Here is a 17,378-nt window from a genome sequence, read left to right as displayed (position 1 = left end):
TCGTAGTATTCATTTGGACTTCCTCTTTCGCGCTTCAGATTGATGGATCGCACCCCAATCTTGGCACTTCGATGCCGGCGTGGCTTATGCCACCTGCGACTGTGGGAAGTCCCCTTTATAGTCCGTCGAGAGGGACCGCCCACAAGCTGCGCTTGTGGGTTCCCTTCGCGGCTTCGCCGCTACGGCGGCCCCTCACGTCAAACGTTAGGCATCACATGAGGCCGTCCAAAAGGTACTGTGCTAGCGCCGCAATGCTCGCGATCGCCTGCGCCGCACTGGCCACATATCCGGCCGCAGCCATTCGGATGCCCCCAAATGTCGCGCCCGATACGGGCCTTTGGTTAATCATGGCAGCCTCGCTTGGCGCCGTATTGAGCGCCTATAGCGCACTCCCAAAGCACCCGCTCGCGCTGGCATTGAACTGGCTCGTCGTTCCGCTGTGCTGCGGAGCCTTTTATTTTTTGTGCTGGCTCAGCAATCCAGCATCCGTTGGGAACAACGCTGGAATGGTGTTGTTCTTTTCAACATTCACTCTTGGCGCCCCGTTTTGGCTGCCAATTGCCGCCTTGCTATGGCATATGGCCGCATGCAATTCCGTCGACAACAATGAGTCTAAACAACCCCATGCAGGCGCCTAACAAGTCAGTCAACGGGACACCCAAACGCTGCGCGTTTGGGTCCCCTCGGCTTCGCCTCGGTGCCCGTTACTTCCAACGTTGGGCGTCATTTACTCGCCAGGAAGATCCTGTGCACTTTCAATCGGAAGCACGTTGCAAATGGTTCTGAACTACGAGCATGTTTTTCGGACGCCGTCGGAAATACCGAAAGAGGTCTATTCCAGGTTGCGTCAAGATATCGGCATGAACATTGGCCAGTCCTTTCGCAATGTATTTCCAAGATTTGCTCAAGCGTTTGCAAATACAACAGACGCCTTCGAAAAACACTGGCCTATTCCGGCAATTGCCTGCAAGAGATGGCGCAATGATTGGCTAGTCACCACAGTTCTCTGTCGAAAAGATCTTAATCTCTTCTTTGATTTGGTTGTCGCCTCTCAGCCCGTTGACGGGGAAGAGTTTGACAACGAACTCAGCATGTTGCCAACACGCTGGGTTGAACTCTATCGAGAATTCTGGTCATTCGTGATCACTGATTCACCCGTGATTCCTATGCAGTGGAAAAACACACCATTCTCGTATTCTAGCCGATTGTCTCTCGAAGACTTTCGGGGTCAAATTGGTGCAAAACGAGCTGCTGCAAGTGGTTTTGCTGAGCACATTGGGGCAAACCCCGATTACCTGTTTTGTTGGCTTTGGAACGATGCGGGCGACGCGCTGTTCATCGACGAGAAGAGAAGAGACCAGCGTGTTTTCCATGTTCGCGGAAACAACATGGCAGACGTCTCTGTTCTTGGAGACCCCGAGCGAATCCTGGATGACTATCTTGCTCACATCGTAGGGGGGCAAAAACCAGCGGAGTTTAGTTTCCGACAATGACGCCCAACACTTCGGTCAAGGCCGCTACGGCCTTTGGCCTCCGCTGGACGTCCCGCAAGCGGGCCGCCCCTTACCTTCGACATTAGGGCTTTTATGTCGTCCTACAGATTTTCGCCGGCTGAAAAATTCGGGGTTTGGGATGCTCACGATGGCACGTGCTTCTGGTGTGGCGAGCCAATTGAGTATCGGCACACAACCGTTGATCACATACTGCCGGAGTCTCTTGAGAAAAAACCAGATGAGCTTTCCGCTGTTCTGCATCAGTTTGGATTAGAGAGAGACTTTGCGATCAATAGCTTTAAGAACTGGGTTCCAGCGCATTCAAGTTGCAATTCACGGAAGAATGCAACGGTTTTCAAGTCGTCCCCCGCTATGATTGCCTCGCTGGAGTACGCATCGAGGAAGGCTCTGCACGCAGAGAAAATCTGCACCAAGGTGCAAAAAGACAGAAGCAAGGGCAGAATCCTTGCAGCCCTAGAAGATGCGAAGACTGAAGGATTGGTAACAAAAGAGGATGTGGTAGAACTATTCAAGGAACTGCATCCTGAACCGACGAAGAGGGCAAACACCCTGCGTGTGTCTTCAAGATGGTCGGTGGTTCATGAGTCAGGGGACGTCGTGTTCGTTACTGACGGAATCGTTGGCGGTTACACCACAAAAGATCCCAATCCACATCCGTCTTTTCTCTGCCCTTTTTGCAACAATCCAGGCCCGTGGAATGGCGTAATTTGTCTGTCATGCAATCAGAGAAGCGATCCTTCAGATTAATGGACTACCGCCCTAACAATTCGGTCGAGAGGACGCCCAGCAAGCTGGGTTCGCTCCCTTCGGTCGCCGCCTCTCACCTCCAACTACAAGGGCTTCCCCAGTAGTCAAGGCGAACTGATCCAACGGCCACGCAACACGTGGCCGTTTTGCTTTCTGCCAAACCGCTTTGTTCTTCCGGTCGTTGGGCTGCGTAGCGCGATTGAGCGAGGGGTACGGACTGCGACACTACAAACGGTCATCGATGCAGCGCTTGTGGCTGCGGACCCTGATGAAAGACGCGCGCGGGGGCCTCATTCGTTAGTCGCGGAAAGCATTCGCTTCCGCCACGAGTTAAACAGGACATGCCTCGCGCGGGTCCAACCCTGGCTCATCAACGCGTGCCGTCTCGATCGGCGGGAAACGGGTTACTCGGACTTGAGTTCAAACGCGTCGCCGCGTGCAAGGCAGGCCCACGCCAGCCGTGCGTTCTTGGCTGCGACAGCGATCACGGCGCGCCAGTAGCCGCGTCGCACCGCGAGCGCACGCGCCCAGCGGCTGATGCGATCCTCACGCTGGGCAGCCAGCGCCAACACCGCACGAGCGCCCATCACCAGCAGGCTTCGCAAGTAGGCATCCCCGGCTTTGGTGATGCGCCCCAGGCGTGACTTGCCGCCTGAGCTGTATTGACCCGGTACGAGTCCGAGCCAAGCAGCGAACTGCCGTCCGTTCTTGAATTCGTGCCCGTTGCCAATGCTCGCCACCAGGGCGCCCGCGCTGGTCTCGCCGACACCAGGCAGGGCCATCAGGCGTGTGATGCGCCGATCCTGCCGTGCGATCTGACGCAGTTTGGTGTCGTAGGCATTGATGCGTTCGTCGAGCTGGGCGATGGTGACCAGCAGATCTTCGAGCGCTTCGCGCGCCAGGCTTGGCAGTGTCTCGATCGCCGCACGCGCCTGACGGCGGACCACGCTCGCTTTGAGCGGTAGCACATGACCAAACTCGGCGAGCAACCCACGCAGGCGGTTGATCATCGCCGTGCGCTCGGTGACGAAGCCTTGTCGGACCCGATGCAGCGTCAGATGCGCTTGTTGCGCTTCATCCTTCACCGGCACGAAGCGCATCGCCGGCCGTTGCACCGCTTCGCAGATTGCAGCGGCATCCGCCGCGTCGTTCTTGCCGCGCTTGCCTGAAAGTCGGTAAGGCACCACAAATTTGGGCGCCATCAAACGCACGGTGTGACCGAAGCGGGAAAATGCCCTCGCCCAATGGTGCGCGCCCGAGCATGCTTCCATGCCGATCAAGCAGGGCGGCAGTTGGGCGACAACCTCGAGCAACTTCTCGCGTCGTACCGAGGGTTGCACAAGGGCAGGTTTGCCGTGTTCATCCACGCCATGCAACGCAAACACGTTCTTGGCCAGATCGATTCCAAGGACCACAATTTTCATGGGCTTCCCCTCCATCGAGATGACGATGAGTTGTGCAACCCCATCGTGGCACTCAAAACGCGACGCCGCTCACGCGGCACCGCGGGATGGGGAATGCCCTTTCATTCGTTAGGCCCTGCGTACATCATGAGCGACTATCTGCAGCTAACCATAATTAGAACTAGCAAATGGCCAGTCAACCCGGCAGATTACCCTTATGAATACATGCAGCTAACACCTGCACCGCCATGGGAAGAGCACGCCATTCACAGTGATTCAATGAGCCTTCATGGGCCAGCGTGGGGGGTGTTTTGTCGAACATTGGTACCAGGCTTAAATTCGGAGCAATGCGCCGTTCTTCAACCGTTTCTCCTCATGACTTTTAACGGAGCAACTGCTTTAGCTTGCGCAAAGAGTCTCAGTCCACTCCCTCAGGCCGCAATCGCAGACATAGAAGACCTTGTACGCCGAAACAGCCCTTGGACTGGTGAGGAGATTCGCGCCAGTCTACTCTCGCTCAAAGATTCTCTTGCTCGGTGGATGCGGCGCATCCCGCCCGGGCACATTGGCGTAGTGCGTCGATACGACTGGGGAAAATACTAATGTGCACTTGCTTTTGTAGCGTTGCGTCTATTTTCTGAATCCGCGGCGCCTAACATGGCAGTCAACCGGACACCCCAATGCTGCGCATTGGGGCTGGATGTCGCTGCCGCCTACCAAGCCTACTCTTCGTCGCTGTGCGCGAGTTAGTTGGGCCTAACGGACACCAGCGACGAACGCAATCTGGGCATACTGCTTGAGCGGCTACCCAGAGACCAGATGGAGATCTTGGATCGCACAGCAGCCTGAGTAGCTCGTCGGCAATGCTGTCGGACACATCCGACCAACTCATCCGCAATCTGCCCGGAGAGCCGGTTCTTGACCTCACCATGCGCCGTGATCAGTGCGTCGAAGGCGCGAAGGCGGCCAGACGCTAGGTCGTTGTGCGGTTTGAATGCTTCCCGGATTATCGGGGCCGCGGCCCAACCCATCAATCATTGGACTTGTCCGGAGAAGGAGGCTGCTCTTCCACGCTCTCGTCCTCTTCGGTTCGCGGTTCGCTGGGGGCGACCCAATCATCGTCAGGCTGGATTTCCCTGCCGACGTCGGGCATGTCGAGCCATTCTTGCTCTTCGGCGGTGATCGGAAGCGGCCGTCGTGGCCAGTGCTGACGCGGCCTCTTTACCGATGCTCCTCCTGCAGCCTCGCCCGCATCGCCGATTGCTTCATTCATCGCCTCGATCGATACGGGCGGTTGGTCCGATCAGCGCACCATGGCAGCCAGCCGATGGAATTCGTCGATGCGCGCGTTCGATGCTTCAACTAAATTCAAACTCGCGTCGATCTGCCGCCGTGCGCGCGCAATGGACAGGCGCAGTTGGGTCACCCAATGACTGAGAGGTTCGGGATGACGTCGTGGCGTGAGCGGGCGATAGCGGCGCTCGCGGCCCCTACAGCGCTGCTCAATTTTGAGCAATGTCCGTTTTGCTTTCGCACGTCCTCGCATGGTCAGCCCCCTTCACGTCCGACCGGCCGGTCTTACCCGCCGCGATTGAGTCGGCTCGAAGTCCGATTCCGTCCCTATGCCGAATTTCGAGCCTTAGAAGAAACTCGAGGTAGCTTCTGCTAACGGCGTGCTTGGCGCTTGTCTCGGTAAGGGAGAGTCCGCGATAAAAATCGCGTAGAGCTTCGCCCTCTGCTGTGTTGGAAGCGGAGCGGAGGATTGCACGCCTATCTCTTTGGATCATGGTGTTTGCTTGCTGCACTGGCATCCCAAGCTCCGTTGCAATCCTATCCATACTGCCGTCGCACTTCTTGACGACGTACGCTAGAGGTTCATTCCTCTTTAGGCGTTTTGGCCGTTCCAAAACTGCTACCGAGCGGGCGCAAATAGCGGCAATGGCGGTCTCTGGGTCGTCGAACATCACCGCAGAAGCCAGTGCGACAGCAACCCCTGGCTTGGAAGATTCCCCTCCCATCAACGCTTGATCAATCGGGTAGAAAACTCGTTCCGGGCTCTTCGATTCAATTTTTGGAAAGAGATCCTTGAGAAACGGCACCGGTAACTCCTTCAGAGCTAGATCGCTTAGAGCGAGAGTTCCGCGTGGTTTAACTGAGCGTTTGCTTGTCGTTATGCCAAGATAACTAGCGCGTGCTTGCAGCGCATTAAGCATGGCACCTCGCCTGCTCAATACATCCAATCCCAACAGATGCTCGGATATGCGATAGAAGCTCTGTATTCGCGGATGATCTCGATCTATGCCACTCACGTCTCTCTTCGCGACAAGCGCTCTATTTGCCAAGCCTTCAGCGTCGTGAGCGTACTCTATTGTCTTTGGCGCTACGTGCAGTATCTCTTCTTGGTGGACAGAGCACCAGAACTGCCCCGGCATTTGGTGGCTACGATGCCAGTAGCTATAGCCATATTTGGATCTGTCTTGTTCGACACATGCCATGCAAAAATGAGTTTGATTTCTTGGAGCAATGAATCCGCCAATTCTTACAACGCCATTAACAAATTCTCCGCTCGTCGTATATGATTTCTCGTTTGCGCAGCAAGACAATAGCTGGAGAAACGTGTGTCGGGCTTGATATTCGGACCATGGCATCCCGCATGCAAATGCGAGCAACTTCGCAAGCGGGAGGTTCTTGGCTTCCCGACCGTCCTTAAAAAGTGTTGATCGTAAGTACTCTGAATATTCGCTGGTGTTTTGAAATCCCATCATCTTGCTCAAGCGATTATGGTGGCCGCGACTAAATTCGTCGGGTAGTGGCCGTGCTTCGCGTGGGCTGCCGATAACGGGTTCGACACTTATTTGCATAGGTCCAAGCTTATCGTCTAGCGGGCGGAGAAGTGGATTCCCGATCGGCGTCGGAGGCGCCGAACTTGTCGCTAGGATACCCATACTTCCTTTGTTTGTGCTGTGTGGAGAGGCTGGAGGTTGAATGTTTTCAAGTTCCGACGATCTTTGTTTTCCGCCGTAGTGCAAGCCGTTATAAATTTTGAAAGCTCGACGGACTTTGGTTGATGCCAAAAAATCAATTGGTTCAGAGAGGTGTGGTGAGTCTCTCCGACCGACTTTCTTTTCTGGGATCAAATTGTTCCCGGCAATTAAAGTCGAAAACTGAACAATAAAGTCGAAAACTAGCGTTCCGCATAGCATGTCCGCCAAAGCCTTACACCATAAGGCTTTGGCGGCTATTTGGCGATGACTGGCTTTCAGGTGTTCAGCCGGAAATGAAGCCGAAAACTAAGCGGAGCCTGCGATTCGGACGAGGAAACACGGATCTGGCGCGGGGCGTGGGCGTGCGCGCCGGTTAGCAGGCAAGCAGAAACCGTTGGCGCAACGCCATGGCCGACGGCATAAGGCTGCAAGCGGTCACAGGGGGCTAGTGCGGGGCGGCAAGTCCTCGGCCAATACGGCCGTTGATGCTGATGAATCAAGCGGCCGGTTGAGTACTGAATCCCGACATCTGCCCTTGGTTCTCTGTCATCAGAATTCCGGATCGCCAAGCAACTCAGGCGCATGAGGGATTCCGCGAGCAGCTCGATGAGACAATCCGCACCATGGCCTCTACTCCCTACCGTCCGCCTGAGCACCATGGCCTGTCCGTGCTGTATCTCTCGGATCAGCTGATCGTCGTCGACAAACCCAGTGGCTTGCTGAGCGTGCCGGGGCGCCATCCCGGCAAGGAAGATTGCCTGTCGCGTCGGGTACAGGCCCAGTTTCCCGACGCGATGATCGTTCATCGCCTGGACATGGGCACCTCGGGCATCATCGTCATGGGGCGCGGAGCCAAGGCGCTGCGGGAACTCAGTCGCCAGTTTCAGGAGCGCAGGGTGCGAAAGAGCTATCAAGCCCTGGTCGATGGCTGCTGGAGCGTTGCCGCCGCCGGTGAGATCGGACTGCCGATTGGCGTGGATCAGGCAAACCCTCCCAAACAGAAAGTCGATCACGCCGCGGGCCGGCCGTGCCTGACGCGCTATCGCGTGCTTGATAGCAGCGGCATACCTGGAGTCTCGCGGATCGCGCTGGAGCCCATCACCGGGCGTCTGCATCAGCTGCGGGTTCACATGGAAGCGATGGGGCATCCCATCATTGGCGACGATTTCTACGGCACTCCGGCATCCTGCGCAAAGGCTGAGCGTCTGATGTTGCACGCCTGCCAGATCGAATTCGAGCATCCCGAAACTGGGACACTGCTGCGTGTTGAATGTCCTCCGCCCTTCTGATCGTCGCCACCCGTGGCACCGTCGGCCTCCGGAACATTGGCTTTCCTAAGTAACGAAAGACGGGACCCGACCCATCGTGGTCGTTGGTGGCTAGGCGCGGGGTGTGCTCCAACAGTGTTGTGAGCCGGGAGCCCAAACTGGTGCGCAGTTTGGGCTCCCGGCGCTGGCTGGCTTCAGAGTTCGCTTTCGTATTGAATCGCGCCCACCCCACAACGATAGAGACAAACATGACCACCTCCACCTGGAACCTTGATGCAGGCAGCGGCGACTGGAACACGGCGAGCAACTGGAACCCGGCTGGAGTGCCCTCCGGTGTGGCAGCTTTCGCCGGTTCGGCGCAGACCGCCATCAGCTTTTCTCAGGCATCCGGAAGTGTGGTGAACGACATCAAATTCGCGGCAGGGGCGCCGGCCTATACCTTCACCTTCAGCGCATCGTCGCCCACCACGCCAACGCTGGTGATTGCCGGCAGCGGTGTTACCAATGACTCGATGAGTCAGCAGAACTTCATCGTCGCTGCCGCAAGCACCGGGTACCAGAGTCCGCAGCTCACGTTCGCTAATGCCGCTTCGGCGGGGGGCGCCAACAATTACTACTGCGCCGGCCCGGCTACGGCACAGGATTCCGGTGGCGGCGTGATCCGCTTTGCTGATACCTCATCCGCCGGCGCAGCCAACTTTATGGCCTGGACTGGCGCGGGCACGCCGCCGCGGCATGGCAGCACAGTGGGCGGCGAGATTAGTTTCGGCGATTCTTCTACCGCGGAGTCGGCCAGCTTCACCATCTACGGCACGCTCGGCAGCGATGGCGATACCTTCGGTAACGTCGTGTTCCACGACAACTCGACCGCCGCCAATGCCACTTTTACCAACATCGGCGGCACGGTTTCCGGTGGCGATGGTGGCAACACGCAGTTCTACGACAGCTCGACAGCGGGCAACGCGCACTTCTTCAACAAGGGCGGCTCCTGCAGCAAGGCGAACGGTGGCGACGTGGCCTTCGACGGCACAGCTAGCGGCCACTACGGACATTTCTACAATTACGCCGCACCAGCCGCCGGGGCCTACGGCGGCGTCACGAGTTTCAACAACAATCCGCCGGAAGTCACAGCGGGGGGCGCCTCGGCGGGGAACGGCACCTATTTCAACTTCGGTGCGCGCAATACCGAGCAGGGCGGCGGTGGCCATGTTGAGTTCAGCGCCCGACACGGCTCGCCGGCTGCTGCCAACGGTACCTTCAACAACTACGGCAGCACGATCCCCGGCAACGCCAGCGCCGGTCATACGATCTTTTCGATCAATCAGCCGAGCAGCTATTTCCCGACTGCGGGCAACGCCATTTTCTACAACCACCCCGCCGCCTCGCAGGGCGGTGCGGCAGGCTTTACGGCGTTCTCGGTCTATACCGATAGCTACTCAAGTGGTGATGTGTCCGCCAGCGCGGGCGATAGCAGTAACGTTCCTACTGCCGGCGAGGGGACGTTCTACAACCTAGGCGCCTTTATTTCGGGCGCGTCGGGCGGCTACACGACGTTCTCTGGCACGTCGACCGCGGGCAATGCGGTGCTGTTTGCTTACGGCGGCGTGAACGGCGGCTACGGGGGCAAGGTCGCGTTCTACGATCATTCCTCCGGCGGTACGTCCAGCATTTCGCTTGCCGACAATGGGGAACCGGATCTCAGCGACCACAGTGGCGGTGTCACGCTGGCCAACCTTGAACTCGTCGGCGGCATCATCCGGGTGAAGCTCGGCAGCGTCCCGACCAGTCTGACACTAACCGGCGCGCTGGCACTGCCGTGCACAACCACCTTCTCGTTCCAGAGCGCCGGCATTAGCGTCGGCACACCCTATACCGTGCTGACCGCGCCGAACCTCTCCGACTACTCTGCGGACCAGTTCCGCGGTAACAGCGTCGACGGCATGACGCCTGCCTTCGCCATTGTCGGGAATGCGTTGCAGGTGACGTTCGCGCCGCCAGCGGTTCCGTGCGCCGCCTGACGCAAGCGGTGGGGTGCTGGCGGCCAGGGCCGTGCGCCGCGCCAGCGGCAATCAATTCGCGCCGGTCAGATGCGTGGCGCCGGTGATGCCGGGTAAGGACGTTGGCGCCTACACGTAATTCCACGCTGCTGCTGACAACTTCTTACAAACGCGATTCTCGGCGGGCGCTTGAGCGAGAACCGTGTTCGTCGTGTTGCCCGGTCGCTCGCGTCTGGGGGCCAAAATATGTCGATGGCGTTTCGCGCGAACCGCCCCCGGAGATAAGCCATCCAAGGATCGGCGCGTATCGCGCGTGACGCGCGTCGCGGCGCGAAGCGCGGCAGCAGCAGCGCGTCGATTAACGCATTTGTCATTCGATGCACACTGCATGGTGCGGCGCCCCGTAACATGTACGTCACGGATCCGTCATCTTCGGTCTCTAGCCTTTCCGTTCCGCATTACCGATCACTCGATAGGAATGGAATTCATGTGCAAGGCTAAGGTTCTACTGTTCACGCCCTTGTTCGGTGCCGCGATGCTGGCGAGCACGGCGCAAGCTGCCGAGGTCACGGGCGCGGGTGCTTCGTTCCCGGCACCGGTCTACGCCAAGTGGGCTGATGCCTACCAGAAGGCGACCGGCAACCGCATCAACTACCAGTCGATCGGTTCGGGCGGCGGCATCAAGCAGATCATCGCGAAGACGGTGGACTTCGGCGCTTCCGACATGCCGCTGACACCCGAGGATCTGGCCAAAGACGGGCTGATGCAGTTCCCCACGGTGATCGGCGGCGTGGTGCCGGTCGTCAATCTGCCGGGCGTCAAGTCGGGTGAACTCAAGCTTACGGGCGCGCTGCTGGCCGACATCTACCTCGGCAAGATCACGAAGTGGAACGACAAGGCGCTTGCCGGGCTGAACCCGAACGTCGCGCTGCCGGGCACCGACATCGGCGTGGTGCGCCGTGCCGACGGCTCTGGCACGACCTTCATCTTCAGCAACTATCTGTCGAAGGTCAGCCCGGAGTGGAAGCAGAAGGTCGGCGAGGGCACCGCGGTGCAATGGCCGGTTGGCCTCGGCGGCAAGGGCAATGAAGGCGTGTCGGCCTTCGTGCAGCGCCTGCCGGGCTCGATCGGTTACGTGGAGTACGCCTACGCCAAGCAGAACAAGCTGACGCACGCGATGATGAAGAATGCGGCCGGCAACTTCGTTGCGCCGGATGACACCACCTTCAAGGCGGCTGCTGCAGGGGCTGACTGGTCGAAGTCCGCCTTTCACGAGATCCTGACCGAGGAACCGGGCAAGGATTCGTGGCCGATTACCGGCGCCACCTTCATCCTGATGCACAAGGTGCAGGACAAGCCGGCGCAGGCCGCCGAAGTGCTGAAGTTCTTCGAGTGGTCGTACAAGAACGGCAGCAAGATGGCTGACGAGCTGGACTATGTGCCGCTGCCCGAGAGCCTCGTCAATCTGATCCATTCGAGCTGGGGTCAGCTGAAGGACGCTTCCGGCAAGCCGGTCGCGCTGCGCTGATGCCTTCCGGGGCGGTCACTGACCGCCCCGAAGCCTGTCGCTCACAAGTCGGTTCCTCATGACATCGATTCGCCCTGCGCCCGAGACTCTGCTCGGGCGCCATCTGCGCCAGCGTATCGCTGACGGCGCCTTCCTGCTCGTCACCCGCGGCGCTGCGGCGCTGACGCTGTTGGTGCTGCTGGGCATCATCCTGTCCTTGATCGTCGGTGCCAGCGAGTCGATCCAGAAGTTCGGATTCGGCTTTCTCGTGTCGAGCGAGTGGAACCCGCCCAAGGAGCAGTTCGGCGCGCTGGTTCCCATCTACGGCACGATCGCGACCTCATTGATCGCGCTAGCGATTGCGGTGCCGGTGAGCTTCGGCATTGCGGTCTTCCTCACCGAACTGTCGCCGGTGTGGATGCGTCGCCCGCTCGGCATTGCGATCGAACTGCTCGCGGCCATACCGTCGATCGTCTACGGCATGTGGGGGCTGATGATCTTTGCGCCGTTCTTTGCGCAGTACATCCAGCCATCGCTCAGTGCCGTATTCGGGCCGCTGCCGCTGATCGGGCGGCTGTTCCAGGGCGCACCGCTGGGCGTCGGCATTCTCGCGGCGGGCGTGATCCTCGCAATCATGATCATCCCCTTCATCGCCGCGGTGATGCGTGATGTGTTCAGCGTTACACCGGTCTTGTTGAAAGAGTCGGCCTACGGCCTTGGCTGCACCACGTGGGAGGTAGTCTCCCGCATCGTGTTGCCGCACACCCGCATCGGCGTCTTCGGCGGCATCATGCTGGGCCTCGGCCGCGCCCTTGGCGAAACGATGGCGGTCACCTTCGTCATCGGCAACACCAATTTCCTTTCAGGGCTTTCGCTCTACGCACCCGGCACCAGCATCACCTCGACGCTGGCAAACGAGTTCGGCGAAGCGACGCCCGGCATCTACACCTCGGCGCTGATCGAACTGGGCCTGATCCTGTTCGCGATCACCTTCGCGGTGCTGGTGTGTTCGCGTCTGTTGCTGCTGCGGCTCGCGCCGCGCGACGCCGCTTGAGCCCAAGATCATGATGACCCTCGCTCGCCGCCGCAAACTCACCAACATTGTCGCGATGACGCTGTCGATGCTGGCCATGGTGTTCGGTTTCGTCTGGCTGATCTGGATTCTCGCCACGGTACTGAAGCTCGGCATTCCCGGTGTCTCGCTCGATCTCTTCACGAAGATGACGCCGCCGCCGGGCGCCGACGGTGGCGGCCTGCTCAACGCAATCGCGGGCAGCGGTGTGTTGGTTGGCATCGCCACGCTGGTCGGCGCGCCGATCGGCATCCTTGCCGGGATCTATCTCGCGGAATACGGCCGCGATACCTGGATCGCCGCCGCCACGCGCTTCATCAACGAGATCCTGCTATCTGCCCCCTCCATCGTGGTTGGCCTGTTCGTGTACGGGCTGGTGGTGTCGCGCAGCGGCAATTTCTCGGGCTGGGCGGGTGCGCTGGCGCTGGCGCTGATTCTGGTGCCGGTGGTGTTGAGCACGACCGACAACATGCTCAAGCTGGTGCCGAACTCGCTGCGCGAGGCCGCCTTCGCGCTCGGCGCCACGCGTCAGACGGTGATCATCCGCGTCTCGATGCGGTCGGCACGCGCTGGCGTGGTAACCGGTGTGCTGCTGGGTCTGGCGCGCATTGCGGGCGAGACCGCACCGCTGCTCTTCACCGCGCTGTCGAACCAGTTCTGGAGCCTCGATCTGGGGCAGCCGGTCGCGAACCTGCCGGTCACGATATTCCGCTTCGCGATGAGCCCGTTCGAAGCCTGGCAGCACCTCGCCTGGGCGGGTGTTCTCCTGATAACAGTCAGCATCCTCGTGCTCAACGTGATCTCGCGCGTTGTGCTGAGGGAAGGTGGTGGACATTGAAAGTGCAGCAAAGAGAAGTCGGCGCGAACCGGATCACGGCCGCCGCCGAAGCGCAGAAGCAAGAAGTGCAGATGGCCTTCAAGGCGGTCAACTTCCACTACGGCAGCTTCCACGCGCTGAAGAACATCAACCTGGACATCTACAAGAACCGGGTCACCGCCTTCATCGGGCCTTCCGGCTGCGGCAAGTCCACGCTGCTGCGGATGATGAACCGCATGTACGACCTTTACCCCGGGCACGCCGCGTCCGGCACCTTGTTGCTGGATGGCGAGGACATACTCGCCAAGGGCTGCGATGTGCAGACCCTGCGGGCCAAGGTCGGCATGGTGTTCCAGAAGCCCACGCCTTTTCCGATGAGCATCTACGACAACATCGCGTTCGGTGTCGGCCTGCACGAATCGCTGTCGCGGGCGGACATGGAAGAGCGCGTTGAATGGGCCTTGCGCAAGGCCGCACTGTGGGACGAGGTGAAGGACAAGCTGGGCAAGTCCGGCACCAGTCTTTCGGGCGGCCAGCAGCAGCGCCTGTGCATCGCGCGCGCCGCCGCAGTGCGGCCCGAAGTGCTGCTGCTCGACGAGCCCACGTCGGCGCTCGACCCGATCTCGACGATGCGCATCGAGGAGCTGATCTCCGAACTGCGCGCCGACTTCACGATCGCGATCGTCACGCACAACATGCAGCAGGCCGCGCGCATCTCGAACTGCACCGCCTACATGTACCTGGGTGAGCTGATCGAGTTCGGCGAAACCGATGGGATGTTCCTGTCGCCGAAAGATCGCCGCACCGAGGACTACATCACCGGCCGTTTCGGCTGAGTCCGCGCCGCTGCGTGGCAGCGGCCGGCCCGGCTTCAGAGCCGGGAGGCGTCGTACACCATGTAGCCGCCAAGAATCAGCAGGAACACGCCGAACGCGCCGCGCAATAGCGACGCGCTGACCTCGCCGACGGCCCTCGACGATAGCCAGGCGCCGACGAACAGCGAGGCGGCGATCAGCAGGGCGGCGCGCACATCGACTTCGCCACGCCGGTAGTACTCCACCACCGCCGCGGCACCAACCGGCGGCAGCAAGACCACGAGGCTGGTGCCGGTGGCGAGGCGCTGGCTGAAGCCGAGTCCGTAAATCAATGCGGGCACGATGATGATGCCGCCGCCGATGCCGAACATGCCGGAAAGCGTGCCGGCGAGCAGGCCGATCAGAACCAGAGCAGTTGTTTGCATGGAATTCAGCTGTGAGGTGGCTGCGCCCGGCGGGCGCTCGGTACGCGTGGTCCGCGCATGATCAATCGATTGCCAGTGCGAGCACGAGCGCCACGACCACCAGCATGCCGAGCCCGCAGATGAAGATCAGCTCGGCGAGCGATTCGTAACGTTCCGGCCCGTTCTCGCGCTTCATGGAGAGGAACGAAAGCAAGGCGCTGACGAGGAAGGTGATCGCATCGAGCGCGAGCAGCTTGTGCACCGCCCAGCGCACGCTGCTCGACGGGCTCAGGTGATTGATCGAGAGCACCGTCATGCAGATCCCGATCATGGTCGCCGACGTCGGCAGGATGTGCGTCGAGAGGCCGTTCCTGGTGCTCATCTGCGCTCGCGTTCGGTGATCGGTGGCGGTGAAAACGAATAACGCTGGCGATCTTAATGGCCGCCTGCGAACTTGCGCGTGGATTTCTGTAAGCGGGTTTGTTTGTCCGGTGCCGTATCGGCTTCACGCAATCAATCGCCGGTCGGCGTGCTTGTCGCGGGCGTGCGGCTGGCGCGGGGCGGCCCCTTGCCGGGCGGGCCGCTTGTCGGGCAACACACCTTGCTCGCGCAGTTCGGCAAGCGCCCGGCACACCGTCTCGGGCGCCAGGTTGGTGAGCAGCCCCATGTCGGCAAGCCTCGGCAGCACGAGTACGGCGGGCGCCAGCGTCGGGCCACCGCCTGCTGCAAGCAGGCCGATCAGCCGCCGTACCCGTTCGAGCGGTGCGCCCGTGCGGGCGGCAAGCAGCGCTGCGGCGCGCGTCTGTTTCACCACCAGGTCGGCAACAAGCAGCGCCGGCGTGGTTGCGGCCTCAACTTCATGGCATGGCGCGGCGGTGCAGGGCGTCAGCGCAAGCACATCGAAAGCGTAGTGGCCGTCGACGCAGGCTTCGCAGCCGAGCAGATCGCCGGGCAGCGCAAGGCCGGCACACTGCGTGCCGCTGGCCGCCACCCGGTCGATGCGCGCGAGGCCTGATAGCAGGCGCCACGGCAGGCCCGTCTGCCCTGCCTGGATGATCGCAGTGCCGCGCCGGATGCGGATCGGCGTGGCGAGTGCGGCCCGGCCGCCGCCGCGGGGGCCGTGTGATGCCGGCTTGTGCTGACGCGTGCTCAAGTGCAGACCTCGCTCGCCTCAGGCGGTGGGATGGCGCGCCGGCGTGCGCGGGTCGATGTTCGCCTTGATGCCGCCGCTGAAACTCGCCACATCGAAGCCGTGCTGCGCCAGCACCCGCGCCGCGAAGTAGCTCATCTTGCCGAAGGCGCAGAGCGTGACCACCGGCCTGCTTCGGTCGAGCTTGTCGAGGTTCGCGCGCAGCGTCGGGAAGGGGATGTTGAGCACCGGCACCGGTGCGGGAAAGGCCTCGGCGAGCGGCTTGGGCCGCACATCGACAATCTGGAATGCCGGGTCACGTGGCAGTTCGGTGACATGCCGCACCAGGCCATCGCGCCGGTTGCAGGCGGCAAAGCCGGCGATGTTGATCGCGTCTTTCGCCGAGCCGAAGGGCGGTGCGTAGGCGAGTTCCAGGTGGCACAGATCGTCGATCGTCATACCGGCGGTGATCGCCGTGGCGAGCACATCGAGTCGCTTGTCGATGCCCTCGAAGCCGGTGGCCTGCGCACCGAGCAGCGCACCGCTTTCCGGATTCCACACGATCTTCAGCGTCAGCGGCTTCGCGCCAGGAAAGTAGGTGGCGTGCTGGTGGTCGTTGACTGTCACGCTCTGGCAGGCGCGGCCGGCGGCGAGCAGGCGCTTCTCGCTCCAGCCGGTGATGCCGGCGGCAACATGAAAGCCGCGCACGATGGCGGTTCCGAGCGAGCCGGGGTAAGGCCTGGCCTGCGCCGGCATGAACATGTGGTCCGCTGCGACGCGCCCCTGCCGGTTGGCGGGGCCACCCATCGGCAGCGCGGTGGGGGTGTCGCTGATACGGTCGCGTGTCTGCACCGCATCGCCGGCCGCGTAGATGTCGGGATCGGATGTGCGCATGAAGGCGTCGACGACGATGTGGCCGCGCGGGCCCAGTTCGAGGCCCGCACTGCGCGCCAGTGCGGTGTCCGGCTGTACGCCGATCGACAGGATCACCATGTCCGCCTCAAGCAGCTTGCCGGAATTCAGGCGGCACAGCAGCTTGTCGTTGCCCGGCTCGAATCCGGCGATGCCGTCGCCCAGCACGACGTCGATGTCGTGGCGACGCAGCTCGGTTTCCAGCAGGGCCGCCATCGGCACGTCGAGATGCGGCAGGACCTGCGGCTGCAGTTCCACCAGATGCACCGCAATCTCGCGCGCATGAAGCTGTTCGCTCATCTCGATGCCGATGAAGCCGGCGCCGATGACCACTGCCCGCGAGCCGGCGTCGGCCGCGGCGCAGATGCGGTCCATGTCCTGCAGATTGCGCAGCGTGAACACGCGCGGGTCGTCGATGCCCGGCAACGCGGGGCGGATCGGCGCAGCCCCCGGCGCGAGCATCAGCTTGTCGTAGCCGATCCATTCGACGCTGCCAGCGCTCAGGTGGCGGACCGATACCCGCTTGCCGGCGCGGTCGATCTCGATCGCTTCGCATCCGGTGCGCACGTCGAGATTCAGCATCGCCTTGAGGCTGGCCGGGTTCTGCACCGCGAGCGCTTCGCGGGCGCCGATTTCGCCGCCGATGTGATACGGCAGCCCGCAGTTGGCGAAGGACACATCCGGCCCGCGTTCCACGACGATGATCTCGGCGTCTTCCCGCAGCCGCCGTGCGCGTGCGGCACACGATGCCCCGGCGGCAACGCCGCCTACGACCAACAAACGTGGTGCCTTGCTCATTTCGTATTCCT

At 61.1% G+C, this 17,378-nt stretch carries 17 protein-coding genes; 9 read left to right on the top strand and 8 right to left on the bottom strand.

Translation table 11 applies throughout. From position 1 onward, the window contains the following. Positions 1–251: 251 nt before the first annotated feature. The 3 genes from ACE3P0_RS19790 (at position 252) to ACE3P0_RS19780 (ending at position 2,261) form a co-directional block, all read left to right on the top strand. Positions 252–638 carry a hypothetical protein gene (locus ACE3P0_RS19790; protein WP_374404504.1) on the top strand — a complete coding sequence of 129 codons (387 nt, stop codon included), beginning with the start codon at positions 252–254 and terminating at the stop codon, positions 636–638. A gap of 138 nt (positions 639–776) precedes the next feature. After that, positions 777–1,493: a hypothetical protein gene (locus tag ACE3P0_RS19785; RefSeq protein WP_374404503.1), complete on the top strand. Its 717-nt coding sequence runs from the start codon at positions 777–779 to the stop codon at positions 1,491–1,493. A 93-nt stretch (positions 1,494–1,586) separates the two neighbouring features. Further along, on the top strand, positions 1,587–2,261 hold the full coding sequence (locus tag ACE3P0_RS19780) for an HNH endonuclease (RefSeq protein WP_374404502.1): 675 nt from the start codon (positions 1,587–1,589) through the stop codon (positions 2,259–2,261). Positions 2,262–2,665: 404 nt separating this feature from the next. Here ACE3P0_RS19780 and ACE3P0_RS19775 read toward each other — a convergent pair whose 3' ends face one another. From ACE3P0_RS19775 to ACE3P0_RS19760, 4 genes are all read right to left on the bottom strand, one after another. Continuing rightward, positions 2,666–3,685, bottom strand: coding sequence for an IS110 family transposase (locus ACE3P0_RS19775; protein ID WP_374404501.1), 1,020 nt, complete (start codon positions 3,683–3,685; stop codon positions 2,666–2,668). 1,009 nt (positions 3,686–4,694) lie between these two features. Then, a complete protein-coding gene (locus ACE3P0_RS19770; RefSeq protein ID WP_374404500.1) occupies positions 4,695–4,937 on the bottom strand; it encodes a hypothetical protein in 243 nt (80 codons plus the stop codon). Positions 4,938–4,967: 30 nt separating this feature from the next. Continuing rightward, entirely contained in the window at positions 4,968–5,090 is a 123-nt protein-coding gene (locus tag ACE3P0_RS19765; protein ID WP_374404498.1) for a hypothetical protein, read from the bottom strand. Positions 5,091–5,166: 76 nt separating this feature from the next. After that, the gene (locus ACE3P0_RS19760; RefSeq protein ID WP_374404508.1) at positions 5,167–6,525 is read right to left on the bottom strand and encodes a TniQ family protein; all 1,359 of its coding nucleotides are present in this window, start codon (positions 6,523–6,525) and stop codon (positions 5,167–5,169) included. Between the two features lie 746 nt (positions 6,526–7,271). Here ACE3P0_RS19760 and ACE3P0_RS19755 point away from each other — a divergent pair. From ACE3P0_RS19755 to pstB, 6 genes are all read left to right on the top strand, one after another. Then, positions 7,272–7,937, top strand: coding sequence for an RluA family pseudouridine synthase (locus ACE3P0_RS19755; RefSeq protein WP_374404497.1), 666 nt, complete (start codon positions 7,272–7,274; stop codon positions 7,935–7,937). Between the two features lie 227 nt (positions 7,938–8,164). Next, positions 8,165–9,934 carry a hypothetical protein gene (locus ACE3P0_RS19750; protein WP_374404496.1) on the top strand — a complete coding sequence of 590 codons (1,770 nt, stop codon included), beginning with the start codon at positions 8,165–8,167 and terminating at the stop codon, positions 9,932–9,934. Positions 9,935–10,400: 466 nt separating this feature from the next. Beyond that, the gene (gene pstS / locus ACE3P0_RS19745) at positions 10,401–11,441 is read left to right on the top strand and encodes a phosphate ABC transporter substrate-binding protein PstS (protein WP_374404495.1); all 1,041 of its coding nucleotides are present in this window, start codon (positions 10,401–10,403) and stop codon (positions 11,439–11,441) included. A gap of 58 nt (positions 11,442–11,499) precedes the next feature. Further along, positions 11,500–12,474 carry a phosphate ABC transporter permease subunit PstC gene (gene pstC, locus ACE3P0_RS19740; protein ID WP_374404494.1) on the top strand — a complete coding sequence of 325 codons (975 nt, stop codon included), beginning with the start codon at positions 11,500–11,502 and terminating at the stop codon, positions 12,472–12,474. A gap of 10 nt (positions 12,475–12,484) precedes the next feature. After that, positions 12,485–13,330 carry a phosphate ABC transporter permease PstA gene (gene pstA, locus ACE3P0_RS19735; RefSeq protein ID WP_374404493.1) on the top strand — a complete coding sequence of 282 codons (846 nt, stop codon included), beginning with the start codon at positions 12,485–12,487 and terminating at the stop codon, positions 13,328–13,330. Between the two features lie 71 nt (positions 13,331–13,401). Next, entirely contained in the window at positions 13,402–14,145 is a 744-nt protein-coding gene (pstB, locus tag ACE3P0_RS19730) for a phosphate ABC transporter ATP-binding protein PstB (RefSeq protein ID WP_374404506.1), read from the top strand. Positions 14,146–14,180: 35 nt separating this feature from the next. Here pstB and ACE3P0_RS19725 read toward each other — a convergent pair whose 3' ends face one another. The 4 genes from ACE3P0_RS19725 to ACE3P0_RS19710 all read right to left on the bottom strand — a co-directional run bounded on the left by ACE3P0_RS19725 (position 14,181) and on the right by ACE3P0_RS19710 (position 17,367). Beyond that, complete coding sequence (locus ACE3P0_RS19725; RefSeq protein WP_374404492.1) at positions 14,181–14,549, bottom strand: TSUP family transporter; 369 nt, start codon at positions 14,547–14,549, stop codon at positions 14,181–14,183. A 61-nt stretch (positions 14,550–14,610) separates the two neighbouring features. After that, complete coding sequence (locus ACE3P0_RS19720; RefSeq protein WP_374404491.1) at positions 14,611–14,910, bottom strand: hypothetical protein; 300 nt, start codon at positions 14,908–14,910, stop codon at positions 14,611–14,613. A 123-nt stretch (positions 14,911–15,033) separates the two neighbouring features. After that, positions 15,034–15,681: a Crp/Fnr family transcriptional regulator gene (locus tag ACE3P0_RS19715; RefSeq protein WP_374404490.1), complete on the bottom strand. Its 648-nt coding sequence runs from the start codon at positions 15,679–15,681 to the stop codon at positions 15,034–15,036. 18 nt (positions 15,682–15,699) lie between these two features. Then, entirely contained in the window at positions 15,700–17,367 is a 1,668-nt protein-coding gene (locus ACE3P0_RS19710; protein WP_374404489.1) for an FAD-dependent oxidoreductase, read from the bottom strand. Positions 17,368–17,378: the final 11 nt, after the last annotated feature.

The organism is Niveibacterium sp., assembly GCF_041909475.1.
Taxonomy (GTDB): Bacteria; Pseudomonadota; Gammaproteobacteria; order Burkholderiales; family Rhodocyclaceae; genus Niveibacterium.
Note: the sequence above shows the minus strand (reverse complement) of the source record. Positions and strands in the feature narration are given on the sequence as shown.

Excerpts from the sequence above, each read along its gene's own strand:
- ACE3P0_RS19790 (WP_374404504.1), top strand. The coding sequence starts at position 252 with ATGCTCGCGATCGCCTGCGCCGCACTGGCCACATATCCGGCCGCAGCC.
- ACE3P0_RS19785 (WP_374404503.1), top strand. The coding sequence starts at position 777 with ATGGTTCTGAACTACGAGCATGTTTTTCGGACGCCGTCGGAAATACCG.
- ACE3P0_RS19780 (WP_374404502.1), top strand. The coding sequence starts at position 1,587 with ATGTCGTCCTACAGATTTTCGCCGGCTGAAAAATTCGGGGTTTGGGAT.
- ACE3P0_RS19775 (WP_374404501.1), bottom strand. The coding sequence starts at position 3,685 with ATGAAAATTGTGGTCCTTGGAATCGATCTGGCCAAGAACGTGTTTGCG.
- ACE3P0_RS19770 (WP_374404500.1), bottom strand. The coding sequence starts at position 4,937 with ATGAATGAAGCAATCGGCGATGCGGGCGAGGCTGCAGGAGGAGCATCG.
- ACE3P0_RS19760 (WP_374404508.1), bottom strand. The coding sequence starts at position 6,525 with ATGCAAATAAGTGTCGAACCCGTTATCGGCAGCCCACGCGAAGCACGG.
- ACE3P0_RS19755 (WP_374404497.1), top strand. The coding sequence starts at position 7,272 with ATGGCCTCTACTCCCTACCGTCCGCCTGAGCACCATGGCCTGTCCGTG.
- ACE3P0_RS19750 (WP_374404496.1), top strand. The coding sequence starts at position 8,165 with ATGACCACCTCCACCTGGAACCTTGATGCAGGCAGCGGCGACTGGAAC.
- pstS (WP_374404495.1), top strand. The coding sequence starts at position 10,401 with ATGTGCAAGGCTAAGGTTCTACTGTTCACGCCCTTGTTCGGTGCCGCG.
- pstC (WP_374404494.1), top strand. The coding sequence starts at position 11,500 with ATGACATCGATTCGCCCTGCGCCCGAGACTCTGCTCGGGCGCCATCTG.
- pstA (WP_374404493.1), top strand. The coding sequence starts at position 12,485 with ATGATGACCCTCGCTCGCCGCCGCAAACTCACCAACATTGTCGCGATG.
- pstB (WP_374404506.1), top strand. The coding sequence starts at position 13,402 with ATGGCCTTCAAGGCGGTCAACTTCCACTACGGCAGCTTCCACGCGCTG.
- ACE3P0_RS19725 (WP_374404492.1), bottom strand. The coding sequence starts at position 14,549 with ATGCAAACAACTGCTCTGGTTCTGATCGGCCTGCTCGCCGGCACGCTT.
- ACE3P0_RS19720 (WP_374404491.1), bottom strand. The coding sequence starts at position 14,910 with ATGAGCACCAGGAACGGCCTCTCGACGCACATCCTGCCGACGTCGGCG.
- ACE3P0_RS19710 (WP_374404489.1), bottom strand. The coding sequence starts at position 17,367 with ATGAGCAAGGCACCACGTTTGTTGGTCGTAGGCGGCGTTGCCGCCGGG.